We start from the raw sequence: 15727 nt of genomic DNA, 5'->3' as shown, positions 1-15727 counted from the left end.
AATGTCTACACGTTCTTATCTGCCAGCTTGTGCTGTAGGAATTAGCACCTTACGTCTAACGCAGGTTGCTGGATGTCATCAGGCCCTTCCCTCGATCCGTCTTGATAAGTTATTTAATTATTACTTACTGTATCGCTTTCTGTATATTCTGTCAATTGTTTTTTTATTGTGCTGGTAATGTAATTAAAAACTTAGTTCCTGCAACAGAACTAATTACATCAATCGTTCCATCATGTAACTCTATGATTTCTTTTGCAACGGATAACCCTAGACCACTACCATTATGATGTTCATTAGTACCCTTTCCTCGATAAAATTGATTAAAAATATGCGCCAATTCTTCTTGTGGAATACCTTGTCCATTATCTGCAATTTCAATCACAGCAGTGTCACCATTTCCATAAGTACTAATCCATACCTCTACATTGACATTATGCGTAAAACTATTTGAAACGATATTGGTCAGCACTCTATCGATACGTGAAGTATCAACATTAATGGTTGCATCTTCTTGATGCACGTAACTTAAACCATTATTACCATATTGCGAGACGAAGTTCTCAATGTACGATCTTAAACATGTTTCTTCAGTGTGAAACTGTATGCCGTCACTTTTTAATTGGTATACCAAGTTTAAATCTATTAATAGTTGATCAATGTACAATGCTTTATCTTCAATAATACTGATAAATTTCTTTTGTTGATCAATGTCTAGTGATAAATCACTGTTTAATATTTTGGCATAACCATATATAGAACTAAGTGGTGTTTTTAAATCATGTGTAATCCCACGCACCCAATTTTCTCGTTGAATGTTCATCTTGCTTTGATAGTTTTTATCGTCGGCAAGTTTACCTGTCAGTTTTGCAATAGAAGCATCGATTGGACTGTACATACGATATTTTCTACGCAGACGACCATTTCTATAAATTTTAGCATTATTTAATACTGAATAATCCCCTTTAGCAAGTTGTTCAACCCACTTCGAAAAATGTCTTAAAGGTTGTGCTAAGCGATTACCAATAGTATAGGATAATATAAGAATGGCAATCAAAACAAAGAAATTCAACCACGCATACCAAACTAAGAAGCGCTTAATGACATCCATAAATTCTTTATCATATAAATAACTATTCTCTGCAAATATTGCTTTCGTATCTGCTGGATGAGGATTCTTTTCAATCACATAGTAATTTTTATTACCTTTATAATATGAAACAAAGAAATAATTCTGATAGTTATCATTATTTTTATGTTCAAAAATTGTACTATTTACGATATCTGTGTCAAATGTACCGTGCACTTTCTTTAATTTGTCACCGTCTGCAACAAATAGTCCGAGCTTATGCTTATGTATATATTCTATGGCATCACTTGAATCATGTTCCAGTTTACGTCTCGCTTCATTCAATATTTTATTTTGTAAATAAATGACTTGGTGGCCGTCTGGCATTTCCCAAGTTGTAAACTCTTCAGAACGATACTCATTTAATGGACGTAGTTTAAAATCTTTATCAGAGGTATAAATCACCTCATGACTTTTATTTTTTACAACCATAATCCCGTTATTCTTCTTGATATAGTGCACCATTTTCTTATCAGGTATGACTTTATCACCTTTGAATTTAAAGTATTCACTCATCGTAAATGATGCCTTATCTTGCATATCTTCCTCTAAAAAATCATGTTCACTTGAAAATAAGAAGTACAAAAAGAATGCACATATAATAAATGTCACTGAAAAGTAAAAAACTAGAAAGTAGCGGATAAAACGAATGATAAATTTTTTGCTGATGTTCATTTAGCGACACCTGATTTTAATATATATCCCACTCCTCGAGACGTTAATAAAATCTTCGGATGACTTGGCTGCTCTTCAATTTTTTCTCTTAACTTTCTAATATGTACCATGACGGTATTGTCATCGACGAATTGGTTCTCCCAAACCGCTTCATAAATCTGTTCTTTTGTACAAATTTCGTCTTTATGTTCATATAAATATTGCATAAGTAAATATTGTTTCCCAGATAATAAATATTTCTCTTTACCAACAGTCAATTCCGCATTACGTTCATCAAATGTATATAGCACATTATTATTACTATTGGATTTTAAATATCGGTCAACGTTAACTTTAACACGTACAGCGAGTTCCATTGGATTAAATGGTTTCGTAATGTAGTCATCAGCACCATTTTGAAAGCCTTTAATTTTATCTTTATCCTGTGTGTTGGCAGAAACGTAGATAATAGGTGCATCTGTCATTACTCGAATCTCAGCCCCTAAATCATAACCAGATCCATCACCCAAATTAATATCTAATAAAAATGCATCATAAGTCGTTTCAAGCATTGACTTCGCTTCTCTAAACGTTGAAGCAATATCTACTCTATCAAATCCTTCACGCATGAGGATAAATTTAATCAACTCTGCAATTTCAAGTTCATCTTCTACTATTAATATTGATGGCATATGTACCTCCTTTTAACATTGGTTCTCTATTTAGTAATAATAACAAAATTTTCACTATTTATGTTATTATTCTTTTTCTATAAAAAAAAGATTGAAACAAATAAATGTTTCAATCTTATGCTTTAACAATTGATACGTCTTCATCCATACTACGTCTAATAAACCAATCGACAGCCTTTACAGTCATCACTGTAACAAAAATTAATTTCGATTGTTCATAGGCTTGTACCTCAAATGGATACATTTTAGCTAATTCCATCTTCACACTATTATAACGTTCTTTCTCGCTCGGATAGTACTTTAAATAAGCAGTCATTGCCTGCAATTCAAGTATTTTTTCATGACCAACTGGAAATACAAAAAGTTGATGTGTTCTGTCTCCTGCCACCCTTTTAACGTACTGTAAACTATCTTTAAATTCTGGTTCAATACGCTCATATCCTAAACTTAATAGTGCAGAATGCTGTGTTTCAAATAATTGAATACTTTTCGTGACAATCATCATATCAATAATTGGTTTCGCATGCATACCAGGTACTGCTGTTGAACCAATGTGTTGAATATTATCTGCATGTTCTTTTATACATATCTTTAAATTTCTACTTTCTTCTAAATATAAATGCTGCCAAATACTATCATATGGTAATACAACAATCCTTTTCATACGTCACCCACTCTCAAAATTTATAATAGTAATATTATACCATATTGTGATAGGATTCACAAACTATTTGATTGTCATGTGTCAAATCCCGTGTTATTATTAATTCCGAGTTAACAGATAAGATTAGTTATAAAGAAGGAGCGAGAAATATAATGACTTTACCCTTTATGGATATATTTAAAGATTGGGCGTCTGATTATGATAACTTTGTCACTGGCCAAGACCCTGAATATAAAGACGTCTTTGTCAATTATGATTTTATGATTGCAGAAGCGGTTAAGCATGCACAAGGTGATGTGGTAGAGTTTGGACCCGGTACGGGAAATTTAACTCGTTATTTATTAAATCAAGGATTAAATGTTCGTGCTATTGAGCCAAGTGAAGAAATGGCTGTTATCGGTGAAGAGAAGACGGGTATCAAATTCGAACGTGGTGATTTTTTAAACTTTGATGCACGCAAAGCAGATACATTTATATCTTCATTCGCATTCCATCACCTAACGGATATTGAGAAAGATGTCGCAATGCGAAAATATGCTGACTTACTAAATGAAGAGGGGCAAGTCATTATTCTAGATACCCTATTCAATACATCAGAAGAAAAGAAAAAGATGATAGAATATTATTCAGCTTTAGGCTACAACAACTTAGTAGCAGACTTAAACCGTGAATTCTATCCATTAAAAGAAACCATGGAAGCTATCGCTAGCCGTAACGGATTTAATTATGAGGCGACGCAACTGAATCGATTTGCACATCTTCAAATATTTAAAAAGAAAAATATTAAGAAACCATTCGATTTAATTGGCAATACGCCCATGGTCGAAATAACTACTTTTCCTTTAAATGAAGGGAATCGCATTTTTGCAAAACTAGAAAATCATAACTTAGGGGGTTCAATAAAGGATCGCTTAGGCTTTAATATTATCACGAAAGCTGTACAACGTGGTGACATTGCAAACGGATTAGTCGTTGAAGCCACTGCAGGTAATACAGGTATTGGTCTAGCACTCGTATGCCAAAAGTTCGATTTAAAATTACGTGTCTATGTCCCAGAAAAATTTAGTGAAGAAAAGCAAAGTATTATGCGTGCATTAGGTGCAGAAATTGTGAACACACCGACTGAAAAAGGCATGCTATATGCGCGTGAACAAGCAGTGAAATATGCACAAGAAACAGGTGCATTTTTCACAAACCAATTCGAATCAATGGATAATCCAGGCAGTTATGAAGGACTCGCAAATGAAATCATTGCAGATGTTGGTCGTGTAGACATGATTGTTGCTGGAGCTGGTTCAGGTGGAACATTTACAGGACTCGCTCATTACTTCATGGATGCACATAAAGTAATTGTTGAGCCAGAGGGTTCAATTCTATCAGGTGGCGTTTCAGATAATCACAGAACTGAAGGTATCGGAGTTGAAGCATGGCCAGCTTTCTTACCGAAAGACCTTATTGATGCTGTTGAAACTATCTCTGATGTAGACGCATTTACTAAAGTATCCGAACTCGCTCAACTAGAAGGATTAATGCAAGGGAGTTCATCCGGTGCTGCACTTCAAGCAGCACTAAACCAACAATGTCAGTTTACGAATCAAAATATCGTCGTTATCTTTCCAGATGCGAGCGATCGTTACTTATCAAAAAATATATTTAATATCAAAGGAGAATGAAAATGAAGAAAAAAACGATGATGATTCATGGCGGGAAAACAACTGATGCATTTACCGGATCAGTAAACACACCCATTTATCAAACAAGTACCTATAAACAAGATGGTATCGGTAGTTTACGACAAGGTTATGAGTATTCTCGTACAAAAAACCCTACACGTACTGCGTTAGAAACATTAATTGCTGATCTTGAACATGGCCATGAAGGATTCGCCTTCGGTTCAGGAATGGCTGCAGTATCAACTGCCATTATGCTATTAAATGCAGGTGACCATATTGTTGTAGGTAGCGATGTTTATGGTGGTACATATCGTGTATTCACAAAGGTATTTGACCGTATCGGCATTAAATCTACTTTCGTAGATACAACAGACATAGAAGCTGTAAAAGCCGCGTTAACGCGAGAAACAAAAATGTTATACATTGAAACACCTACAAACCCATTACTGAATGTTACTGATATTCGTGCAATGGTTGAAATCGCACAATCAAATGATTTAATCTCAGTAGTAGATAATACATTTATGACACCATACTTCCAAAATCCAATTGATTTAGGCATTGATATTGTATTACACTCAGCTACGAAATACATCGGTGGCCATAGTGACGTTGTTGCAGGATTACTAGTATCTCGTACACCAGAATTATCAGAACAAATTCACTTTATTCAAAACTCAGTGGGTGGTATATTAGGACCACAAGACAGTTTCTTACTTGTGCGTGGTATTAAAACATTAGCCTTACGTATGGAACAAACTGAAAAAACAACAATGAAAATCATTGAATTATTACAATCAGAAGATGCTGTTACAAACATCTTCCACCCATCTTTACTTGATGCACATCGTAAAGCGATTCACGAGTCTCAAAGCACAGGCTTCGGTGGTATGATTTCATTTGATGTCGGCTCAAAAGAAAATGCTGAATTACTCGTGAAATCTTTAAAATACTTTACTTTAGCTGAATCATTAGGTGCAGTGGAAAGCTTAATTTCTGTGCCAAGCCAAATGACACACGCATCTATTCCTCGTGAACGCCGTTTAGCATTAGGCATTACTGATGGATTAGTACGTATCTCAGTGGGTATTGAAGATAGTGAAGACTTATTAGAAGATTTAAAAGCTGGATTTGCATTACTTAAATAATGAGGAGGACAAATCATGACACAGAAAATGAACGTAGAAAGTTTTAACTTAGATCATACAATCGTAGATGCACCATTTGTACGCTTGGCAGGGATCAAAGAAGGTATTAATGGCGATGTCATTAACAAATACGACATCCGCTTCAAACAACCTAATAAAGAGCATATGGAAATGCCAGGATTACATTCGCTAGAACATTTAATGGCCGAAAACATTCGAAATCACACTGATAAAGTCGTTGACTTATCACCTATGGGCTGCCAAACTGGCTTCTATTTATCACTCATTAATCATGACGATTATGAAGATGTACTTGTCATTTTAGAACACACTTTAAACGACGTATTAGCCGCGACAGAGGTACCCGCTTGTAACGAAGTACAATGTGGTTGGGCAGCAAGTCATTCATTAGAAGGTGCTCAAGCAATCGCAAAAGAAATGTTAAGCAAAAAAGATGGTTGGAAAAATATTTACCAGGAAGGTAAAGCTCCAACTGAATAGATTGTTTATAGGCTACCCTTTATGGGTGGCCTTTTTTGAATATATTGTTTGCGCAAGTGACCATCAAAGCAAAAAGTGGTAGGGACATAAGTCCTAGTCCTCTGACAATTAACAGTCTAAATGGTGGAACAGAAGTTGCACTACGACAAAAATCGAACGAAAACTACAAATCAAAAAGCGATTTATTAGTTTCGTTCGATTTTTGCTTGTGGCAGAACATTTGTCCCAGACTCTCTATTTTCAACAAATATTAAAATCTAATTAAGTTCGCTGCAGCGTAGACATCATCGTATTCGTTTAATACTTTTAACTGTTCATCCACGACATCTAAATGATATGGTCCAGTCATGTCACCGATTTCATACATTTTGCTGCTATCGATATCATCATTTTTCTTAAAGTTAAATGTAACACTATAGTCAGACTTTTCACCTGTACCATAAACAAGCTCACCTAATACTTTTTGTGTACCGTTGCCTTCAAATAAAGGTTTCAATTCACTTGGTAATGTAAATCTGAAACGGTAATGCGGTGTGTTATGCATTAAGTAATTATAAAGTACACGGTCAATGCGATAATCTAGTCTGAAAGCCACACCATTCTCGTTTGGAGTGACAACTAAATTTTTAATCATAAAGTGTGGCATATGGAACTCTTTACCCACTGATTCTGGTGGTGTTGGTTCTGGTTTAACAAGTTCTACGTTAACGCTTTTTTTCTTTTCAATATTATCATTCAAACGTTGTACCTCATTATCTTGTTTTTGATTTTTTGTTAAGAAATAATATAGTGCGCCGCTTGCCGCAACAAATACAAATGCGCCCATTGACTTTTTACAATTACATTTCATAATGATGTCCCCTTTAATACGTGATTTTCTTTAAATATACCCTTTTACACATACGCTATGCAAAAACTATACAAAAAATTCTTAAAACATGTTAATCTTATGTGTGTAACTTAAGAGAATCGAGGTTCAAAAATGATTTTTTCAAGAACTCCAGCAAAAAAAATAATACCATTTATATATACAGCACTTTTTGTCATCTTAGTTTTACTGATTTTTGAGCAACTATTACAAATGGTAATCGTGCTGTTATTCCCTGATATTTATAGTGTTCTACCATTTACTTTAGACTTTTTCTTCACAGAAAATATCAGTGAACTAACTCATATTCCTTCTTGGATAATTATCTTAATAGTCATTTGTATCTTAATCGCAATAACATTTTGGATAGTAGAATTACTTGTCCAATATAATGAAAGACAAGAAGAACTTTATATTGGTGACGTCAATGATCGTCACTTATACTTAGCGATTTTTACGCGTCCTAATGTTAAAATTCATGATCTGCCAATCTACACAGGAGACTTTATGCGTGATAACAAAGGTACCGCAAGTACTTCAAGATCAAATAGTACGCCTGGCGAATTATACAAGTTTATGCACTCAGCTTTGATAACCAAACCACTTGATGAAGTATTCTATATTCGCCACATCAAAGTGAAGAAAGAAACTTGGCGTGGCCTTAAATTTACAGGCGAAGCAATTACTAATAAACGTAATTTACTAGTACGTAAACAAAAAAAATTCTTCCTATCAAAATCAGTAAATGATTACACAAAAATGAAAGATTTCATCGAAAGTATTGCTGAAAGTTAGAATTTACAGATAATTTACTTAAAATTTATCAAATATCAATATTTATAAGGTAATATGTCTATCATGGAGTTGATATACATGTTTACTGAGAAAGAACGATTAAATTTAATTATGTCGTATGGTTTAGAAGATGCCATCGATTTCTATAATAGATATAAAGATGAATTAGCTAGCATTGATTTGAAAAAGTTTAAATCAACAATGAATATTCAATATGATTTGCCACACAAATTGGCGGATGCTATTTATTTTATCGAGTATCATTATAAAAATCGTGGACAGCACTTTGAAGAGATCGTTGATTTCTTCAACACACTACGAGCAATTGAACGTCAAGTTATGTAAAAATAGCTTAGGACAAATATTTGTCCTAAGCTATTTTTATATTATTATTTTAAATCATTTAAATAACTTTGACCAAACTCAGGTAATTTCACTCCAAAGTTGTCTGCAATCGTTGCACCGATTGAAGAAAATGTATCGTGACCAGTAAGTTCTCCACTGCCTGTAGATTTAGAATACATTAATAAAGGCACGTATTCTCTCGTATGATCTGTTCCCGGCATTGTCGGATCATTACCATGATCTGCTGTAATTATTAATAAATCATCTTCACGTAAGTTATCTAATACCTCACCTAAACGGTTATCAAAGGCTTTAATCGCATTCATGTAACCCTCTTTATCACGACGATGTCCGTATAACGCATCAAAGTCGACTAAGTTTAAGAAGCTTAATCCTTTAAAGTCTTTGTTCATCACTTCTAGCAATTTATCCATGCCATCCATATTATCTTTCGTACGGATCGCTTCAGTCACACCTTCACCATCATAAATGTCATTAATCTTACCGATTGCAATGACATCTAAGTCAGCATCTTGCATTTCATTCATCACCGTACGACCAAATGGCTTTAATGCATAATCATGACGGTTTGATGTACGCTTGAAGTTGCCCGGCTCTCCTAGATAAGGACGTGCAATAATACGACCGATTAAATATTTAGGGTCTTTCGTAAATTCACGTACTTTCTCACAAATTTCATATAATTCTTCTAACGGAATAACATCTTCATGTGCTGCAATTTGTAATACAGGGTCTGCTGAAGTATAGACGATTAAATCGCCCGTTTCCATTTGATGCGGTCCCCATTCATCAAGAATTGCTGTACCTGAAGCGGGCTTGTTAGCAACTACTTTACGTCCTGTCATTTCTTCAATTGCCGTTACTAATTCTTCCGGGAAGCCATCAGGATATACTTTGAACGGTTTATCAATATTTAAACCCATAATCTCCCAGTGTCCTGTCATTGTATCTTTTCCAACAGATGCTTCTGATAATTTTGTGTAGTATCCTTCTGGGTTGTCAATTCTGTTTACTACTGGTAATTCAGCAATATTCCCTAAACCTAAGCGCTCTAAGTTGGGTAAATCGCCCGCAAAGCCTTCTAATGTATGCTTTAACGTGTGACTGCCAACATCCCCAAAATCAGCGGCATCCGGTGCTTCACCAATACCTACTGAATCCATTACGATTAAGTGAATTCTGTTAAATTTCATATTGTTCTCTCCTTTTTGGCAATGCTTGAAATAATTTTGTCGTTCGTCTTGTCCGATATATCATATATATCGGACTTGTTTCATGTCTTATAAACATTTTATCAAACGTCTTGTCCGATATCGCAACTATATCGGACTTAACATAAACATCATCTACGACTAAACTCTAACATCTCACACTATTCAGTAATAACTTTATGAATAAGTACAGGTGCTTCTGCTTGATCTGCGATTTCGATATTGTCGTAAATCTTCTTCATAACGTCTTCTACATTATTACGGTTTGCATAAATCGTTACAAGCGATTCGCCCACATCGACTTTATCGCCAACTTTCTTACGTAACATTAAACCAACTGCCAAATCGATAACATCTTCTTTTGTAGCACGACCTGCACCTAATAACATTGATGCCACACCAATTTCATCTGCAACAATTCTACTTACGACACCCGCTGTTTTTGCGGGTACTTCAATCACATATTCAGCTTGTGGTAATTTAGTAACATCGTCCACAACTGAAGCATCGCCACCTTGGTTTGCTAAAAATACTTTAAATTTTTCTAATGCTTTACCGTTTCGAATAACTTCTTGTAATTGCTCACGTGCATCTTCTAAACTTTCAGCTTTACCAGCAAGTACAACCATTTGGCTTCCTAATGTTAAACAAAGTTCAGTTAAATCTTCTGGGCCCGTGCCGCGCAATGTTTCTATTGCTTCTTTCACTTCTAAAGCATTACCGATTGCAAATCCAAGCGGTTGACTCATATCAGAGATAATCGCCATTGTGTTACGCCCAACATTGTTACCGATTTTAACCATAGCATGCGCTAACATTTCCGCATCTTCATCCGTCTTCATAAATGCCCCTGCACCTGTCTTAACATCCAAGACAATTGCGTCAGCACCCGCTGCAATCTTCTTACTCATAATACTCGATGCGATTAATGGAATACTATTGACAGTTCCAGTAACATCACGCAATGCATATAACTTCTTATCTGCCGGAGTTAAGTTTCCAGTTTGACCGATAACTGCTAACTTATCTTCATTCACGATACGGACGAAATCTTCTTCAGAGATTTCAACGTGGAAACCTTCTACGGCTTCTAACTTATCAATCGTTCCACCAGTATGTCCTAAGCCACGACCACTCATCTTAGCAACTGGAATGTCAAGTGCCGCTACTAATGGGCCTAATACTAATGTCGTTGTATCCCCTACACCACCTGTAGAGTGTTTATCAACCTTTACACCTTCAATAGCACTTAAATCGATTTGATCGCCGCTTTCTACCATTGCCATCGTTAAATAAGCACGTTCCTCATCATTCATATCTTGAAAGAAAATTGCCATCGCTAAACTTGAAGCTTGATAGTCCGGAATTGAACCATCTGTATATCCTTTAATAAAGAATTCAATTTCTTCCTTCGTTAATGCTAAACCATCACGTTTTTTTGCAATAATATCTACCATTCTCATTATATATTCCTCCTTATTGTATACGCTTACATCAATGTGCTAGAAAACGAGAGATTAATAATCTCCCGTAGCTTGTTCACCTTTTAAAATCTGTACACCTGCAGATGCACCAATACGTGTTGCACCAGCATCAATCATTGCCATAACATCTTCATATGAGCGCACGCCACCTGAAGCTTTAACACCCATATCAGGTCCTACTGTTTCACGCATTAATTTAATATCTTCTACTGTAGCGCCACCTGTTGAGAATCCTGTTGAAGTCTTAACGAAATCAGCACCTACTTCTTTCGCGATTTCACATACTTTAACTTTTTCGTCATCCGTTAATAAACATGTTTCGATAATTACTTTTGTCGTAACATCTCCTGCAGCATCGACAACAGCTTTAATATCTTCTCGTACTAAATCATAGTTCGCATCTTTTATAGCGCCAATGTTAACAACCATATCCACTTCACCAGCACCATTGCCAATGGCAGACTTCGTTTCTAACGCTTTAACGTCAGGTGTGTTGGCACCTAATGGGAATCCAATAACTGTACATACTAATACATCAGTTCCATCCAATAATCCGCTCGCGTATTTAACATGTGTAGGATTCACACATACACTCATAAATCCATATTCACGTGCTTCACGCGCTAATTGTTCGATTTGTTGTTTCGTCGTTTCTGGCTTTAAGGCTGTATGGTCAATATACTTTGCTAAATTCATTATTTTCATTCCTCCCTTATATTCAAATCTATTATAACAGAATATGAACAAAAGTAAAAACAATAAATGAAATTACGTTCAAATTAAATTAATTGCTTGGCTGTAATACTATCTGTAATCAAAACATTCGGTATACCACCATTTAAAGCACCACGAATGGCCTCAACTTTATGCTTTCCGCCAGCTACTAAGATACTCATTGGCGTATTCTTTAACGTCTCAAGCGTCACACCCATTGTACGGTCATCAACCCAAACATCAGCAATCTTACCATTCTTATTATAGAATCTTGAACAAATATCACCTACTGCTTCATTCTTTAATCGCTTTACCTCATCATCAGAGAAGAATCCAAGCTTAAATAACAATGCTTCATCACGCACTGTACCTGTTGTATAAATTGCAATGTCACAATCCCCTGCCATATTTAATATCCCTTTAATATGGCGATCTTCACTGACTAACTTTTTCACTTGATTGTTATCAAAAATAACCGGAACAGGTAAATCACGTGGTATAGAATTGAAACTCTTTGCAAATAAAGCTAAAGTTTCGTGTGAATTTGTCTTGATATTAGAGTAAGAGATACCCCCTTTTAGTTGAATCGTTGTAACACCTGTTAAATTTGTAGGCTTCATTAAACTTGCTGTTTCATACATCGTCTTACCCCAACTCACGCCGACCGTATCATTACTCTTTACGTTTTCATATAGGAATTCTGCTGCCGCTTCAGAAATCGCATTGAGTACAATTTCATACTTATCGCTAGATACTTCTTTTATAATTACTGATTTTAAATTGTATCTATCTTTTAGTAATGCTGCTAATTCTTCACTTTTTTCGTATGGATCGTGAATCGTAATATTAACAATGCCCATATCTTTCGCAAACTGTAATTGTCTCGAAACAGTGGGTCTTGAAATATTTAATTCGTCAGCAATCGCCTTTTGTCCTAAATTCTCTTCGTAATACATTTTAGCAATCTTAATACACTGTCTGATTTTTTCTTCCATTATGTTCACCTCTACTTACATCCATTCTATAGAAATTCAAAAAAAAATACACCTCAAAATTATTTGAAGTGTATTAATTATTTTCTTAACCTAAGAATGATTTTAGCATCCAGTTATGTTTCTCAAGTGAAGTAATCATACCCAAGAACATATCCGCTGTCATTTCATCGCCCGCTTCTTCAGCTGTAGACTTTCCTTCTTCTAATTGTTTAATCACTTTATCAAAGTCTTTAGATAAATCTTTCACCATATCTTCAGCAGTTAAGTTTTTCTTAGCTTCTTTTACAATCGATAATTCTAAACTCTCTTTTAAAGTCGCAATAGGATTACCTTCAATCGCAAGAATACGCTCAGCTAACTCATCGATGTAGACACTTGCTTCACCATATAATGCTTCAAACTTTTCATGTAAACTAAAGAAGTTTGGTCCTTTAACATACCAATGATAATTGTGTAACTTCGTATATAATACTGTCCAGTTAGCCACCTGTTGGTTTAATGCAACCACTACTTTGTTTGCTTGTGTTTTCTTAGCCATATCAAATCTCTCCTTCTTATTTGTTATTTATAATAATTATTATATTATAATCATTCTAATTAATCAAGTGAATTAACCTGTCTCAACATTAAATAATTGGGTATACTATTTAAAAGAGGAGGCGCCTATGTTTAGAAAATACATATTACCACTTATTATCACTATACTTGCAGTGACGATGTTACTCACAATCGATTATTGGAAACTACCATTAACAGATATACTTACTTCTACCCCATATATCATTGTGTTATGCATTATGGCTGTTATTTTTGCTATCATTGCTTTTATATACAGTAAACTCGCATATAAAGTCGACAACGACCCAACATTAGAACATCATGAGCAGGACCGAGCATCATTTAAGAAATTTTCCGAGATGAATATTGCAATAATTATTTCATTTTACTTTGCACTTGGATCAATTCTACTGATTAGTATTAATGATGCACCACTTTATATCGGTATTATTAGTATAATCGTTTTAATCCTTTCAATCTTAATGCGTTATTATGGGTACAGTATGATCAATAAGCTCTATCCAGAAAAAGATTTACCCGAAAACTTCGAATCAGATTTCGATGATAAGCTGATTGATTCTTTAAATAAAGAAGAGATGTATACAATCTTCACTGGTTTATACAATGCTTTTAAATTAACAAACGTATTGTTACCTGCCGCAATGATGTTGATTACAATATACGGTTACGCAACAGGCGTACCTCAACACTTCGCATTAACAATCATTGCAGCAACTGCAATCTTTATTAATATTGTCTATCAAGTAACCGTTAGAAAAATGATTTAACAATACACAAAAAATGCAAAAACAATGCCGGATAAAATTATCCGGCATTGTTTTTGCTATAACGATATTTAGTTTACTCTATGCTCTTCTAATAAAGGTTCATCTGGCTTAACGAAGAACCAAAGAATAATAGCCAATGCTGCTGGAATTAACATTAAATAGAATGTCGTATCCCAACCGAATTTCTGAACTAAAACCCCACCTAAGAACGGACTTAAGAATGCACCCACGTTACCCCAAAGGTTCATCCATCCTGAAACCGTACCTGAGAAGTTACGTCCAAGGTCAGCTGCTGATGCCCAGCTCATACCCATTGATAAACCTACACCACCTAAACAAAGTGATAAGTAGATTATATTCATGACCATATCATTTGTTTGTACTGATAAGAATAATGAAATTGAAAATACAATGAAACCAAAAATTGCAATACTTGAACGCGCTTTAAACTTAGAATGACCACGTGCAACAATAGCATCCGAAATAGATCCCCCTGCCATGATTAATACAAACATCATTAACCAAGGAGCAGCCGCTAAGAACTTCATATCTTTTAAGATGACATGATATTCCTCTTGTAAATAAGTAGGTAACCAAATTAAGAATAATGTAATAACGAATTGAACTACGAAATATTGACCTGCAATCGCAAAGAAACTGAAACGTTTGAAGAAACGACCCCATGGCGCAGTATCCTTAGTTGCTCCACCTACAGCATCACGGTTCTCCATGATATAAAGCTTTTCTGCTTCATTGACCATCTTATGTTGTTCAGGTAAATCTTTAGCAATAACAAGCCATAAAGCTGCAATAACAAAGCCGATTGCACCAAAGATATAGAATACAGCTTGCCAACCAAATGCTTGGTAAATGGCAATGGTTACGAATGGAGCGATAACTGGGCCGAAGTAACTACCAGCAAGTAACGCACTTGAAGCACGCCCTTTTTCTGATTTCGCGAACCAGTATGTATTGAATACAGCGTTTGAAGGATACATAGGTCCTTCACCAATACCGAATAAGAAACGCATTGCATATAGTAAACCGTGATGTTTAACAACACCTGTTAGAATCGTAAATGCACTCCACCAAACTAATGCAAATGTTAATAACTTTTTAGGTCCAAATTTCTCAGCCATAATACCTGCTGGAACCTGCATTAAAGCATAACCTGCAGCAAATATTGACCCAAGCATCCCAAATTGTGCTTTCGACATGTTTAAGTCTTCCATCATTGGTCCCGCAATATATGAGATATTCGCTCTATCCATATAAGCAATAACTCCAATTAAGAAGAACATTAGTGCGAACATCCAACGCACATTCGATCTTTTTTCACCCATAATATTAAATCCCCCTAATATAAATATCCGACTCATTAAGTCATCTGATGACTATAATTTTTTGACTATTCAAAAATACCACATCATGAAATCGATTACAATACGTTTGTGAAATTTTAAGTTTTTGTACGTACAAGATATAAAAAT

The 15727-nt window shown here is 35.1% G+C and carries 16 protein-coding genes, 1 pseudogene and 1 riboswitch; of the genes and pseudogenes, 7 read left to right on the top strand and 10 right to left on the bottom strand.

The window, feature by feature from the left end:
* Nucleotides 1-12: 12 nt before the first annotated feature.
* Nucleotides 13-111: riboswitch (SAM riboswitch) on the bottom strand.
* Nucleotides 112-163: 52 nt separating this feature from the next.
* The 3 genes from ACMGE9_RS07920 to ACMGE9_RS07910 form a co-directional block, all read right to left on the bottom strand.
* Entirely contained in the window at nt 164-1666 is a 1503-nt protein-coding gene (locus ACMGE9_RS07920; RefSeq protein ID WP_414042265.1) for a sensor histidine kinase, read from the bottom strand.
* A 131-nt stretch (nt 1667-1797) separates the two neighbouring features.
* A complete protein-coding gene (locus tag ACMGE9_RS07915) occupies nt 1798-2472 on the bottom strand; it encodes a response regulator transcription factor (RefSeq protein ID WP_414042264.1) in 675 nt (224 codons plus the stop codon).
* Nucleotides 2473-2587: 115 nt separating this feature from the next.
* Nucleotides 2588-3136, bottom strand: coding sequence for a GrpB family protein (locus ACMGE9_RS07910; RefSeq protein WP_414042263.1), 549 nt, complete (start codon nt 3134-3136; stop codon nt 2588-2590).
* 152 nt (nt 3137-3288) lie between these two features.
* On the opposite strand from ACMGE9_RS07910, the pseudogene ACMGE9_RS07905 reads away from it, so the two are divergent.
* From ACMGE9_RS07905 to ACMGE9_RS07890, 4 genes and pseudogenes are all read left to right on the top strand, one after another.
* Nucleotides 3289-3804, top strand: a pseudogene (locus ACMGE9_RS07905) (class I SAM-dependent methyltransferase); the annotation flags it as partial.
* Between the two features lie 150 nt (nt 3805-3954).
* Entirely contained in the window at nt 3955-4809 is an 855-nt protein-coding gene (locus tag ACMGE9_RS07900) for a PLP-dependent cysteine synthase family protein (protein WP_414044475.1), read from the top strand.
* A gap of 2 nt (nt 4810-4811) precedes the next feature.
* Entirely contained in the window at nt 4812-5957 is a 1146-nt protein-coding gene (locus ACMGE9_RS07895; RefSeq protein WP_414042262.1) for a bifunctional cystathionine gamma-lyase/homocysteine desulfhydrase, read from the top strand.
* Nucleotides 5958-5972: 15 nt separating this feature from the next.
* Nucleotides 5973-6458, top strand: a complete 486-nt coding sequence (locus ACMGE9_RS07890; RefSeq protein WP_414042261.1) for an S-ribosylhomocysteine lyase — start codon at nt 5973-5975, stop codon at nt 6456-6458.
* Between the two features lie 250 nt (nt 6459-6708).
* Here ACMGE9_RS07890 and ACMGE9_RS07885 read toward each other — a convergent pair whose 3' ends face one another.
* The gene (locus ACMGE9_RS07885) at nt 6709-7308 is read right to left on the bottom strand and encodes a hypothetical protein (RefSeq protein ID WP_414042260.1); all 600 of its coding nucleotides are present in this window, start codon (nt 7306-7308) and stop codon (nt 6709-6711) included.
* Nucleotides 7309-7440: 132 nt separating this feature from the next.
* Between ACMGE9_RS07885 and ACMGE9_RS07880 the strand changes: the two genes are divergently transcribed.
* Nucleotides 7441-8121, top strand: coding sequence for a hypothetical protein (locus ACMGE9_RS07880; RefSeq protein ID WP_414042259.1), 681 nt, complete (start codon nt 7441-7443; stop codon nt 8119-8121).
* Nucleotides 8122-8199: 78 nt separating this feature from the next.
* The gene (locus ACMGE9_RS07875; RefSeq protein WP_414042258.1) at nt 8200-8466 is read left to right on the top strand and encodes a hypothetical protein; all 267 of its coding nucleotides are present in this window, start codon (nt 8200-8202) and stop codon (nt 8464-8466) included.
* 44 nt (nt 8467-8510) lie between these two features.
* On the opposite strand, the gene deoB is transcribed toward ACMGE9_RS07875, so the two are convergent.
* The 5 genes from deoB to ACMGE9_RS07850 form a co-directional block, all read right to left on the bottom strand.
* Nucleotides 8511-9680, bottom strand: a complete 1170-nt coding sequence (deoB, locus tag ACMGE9_RS07870) for a phosphopentomutase (RefSeq protein WP_414042257.1) — start codon at nt 9678-9680, stop codon at nt 8511-8513.
* Between the two features lie 179 nt (nt 9681-9859).
* Nucleotides 9860-11161, bottom strand: coding sequence for a pyrimidine-nucleoside phosphorylase (locus ACMGE9_RS07865; protein ID WP_414042256.1), 1302 nt, complete (start codon nt 11159-11161; stop codon nt 9860-9862).
* Nucleotides 11162-11215: 54 nt separating this feature from the next.
* The gene (gene deoC / locus ACMGE9_RS07860) at nt 11216-11878 is read right to left on the bottom strand and encodes a deoxyribose-phosphate aldolase (protein WP_414042255.1); all 663 of its coding nucleotides are present in this window, start codon (nt 11876-11878) and stop codon (nt 11216-11218) included.
* 83 nt (nt 11879-11961) lie between these two features.
* Complete coding sequence (locus ACMGE9_RS07855) at nt 11962-12891, bottom strand: sugar-binding transcriptional regulator (RefSeq protein ID WP_414042254.1); 930 nt, start codon at nt 12889-12891, stop codon at nt 11962-11964.
* An 85-nt stretch (nt 12892-12976) separates the two neighbouring features.
* Nucleotides 12977-13429, bottom strand: a complete 453-nt coding sequence (locus tag ACMGE9_RS07850) for a Dps family protein (protein ID WP_414042253.1) — start codon at nt 13427-13429, stop codon at nt 12977-12979.
* Nucleotides 13430-13556: 127 nt separating this feature from the next.
* On the opposite strand from ACMGE9_RS07850, the gene ACMGE9_RS07845 reads away from it, so the two are divergent.
* Entirely contained in the window at nt 13557-14237 is a 681-nt protein-coding gene (locus ACMGE9_RS07845) for a hypothetical protein (protein WP_414042252.1), read from the top strand.
* Between the two features lie 68 nt (nt 14238-14305).
* Here the strand turns inward: ACMGE9_RS07845 and ACMGE9_RS07840 are convergent, their stop codons facing one another.
* Nucleotides 14306-15580: an MFS transporter gene (locus ACMGE9_RS07840; RefSeq protein WP_414042251.1), complete on the bottom strand. Its 1275-nt coding sequence runs from the start codon at nt 15578-15580 to the stop codon at nt 14306-14308.
* Between the last annotated feature and the right edge of the window lie 147 nt (nt 15581-15727).

The organism is Macrococcus animalis, from assembly GCF_047425875.1.
Classification (GTDB): domain Bacteria; phylum Bacillota; class Bacilli; order Staphylococcales; family Staphylococcaceae; genus Macrococcoides; species Macrococcoides animalis.
The sequence above is the reverse complement of the archived record's forward strand: the minus strand, read 5'-3'. Positions and strand labels throughout refer to the sequence as shown.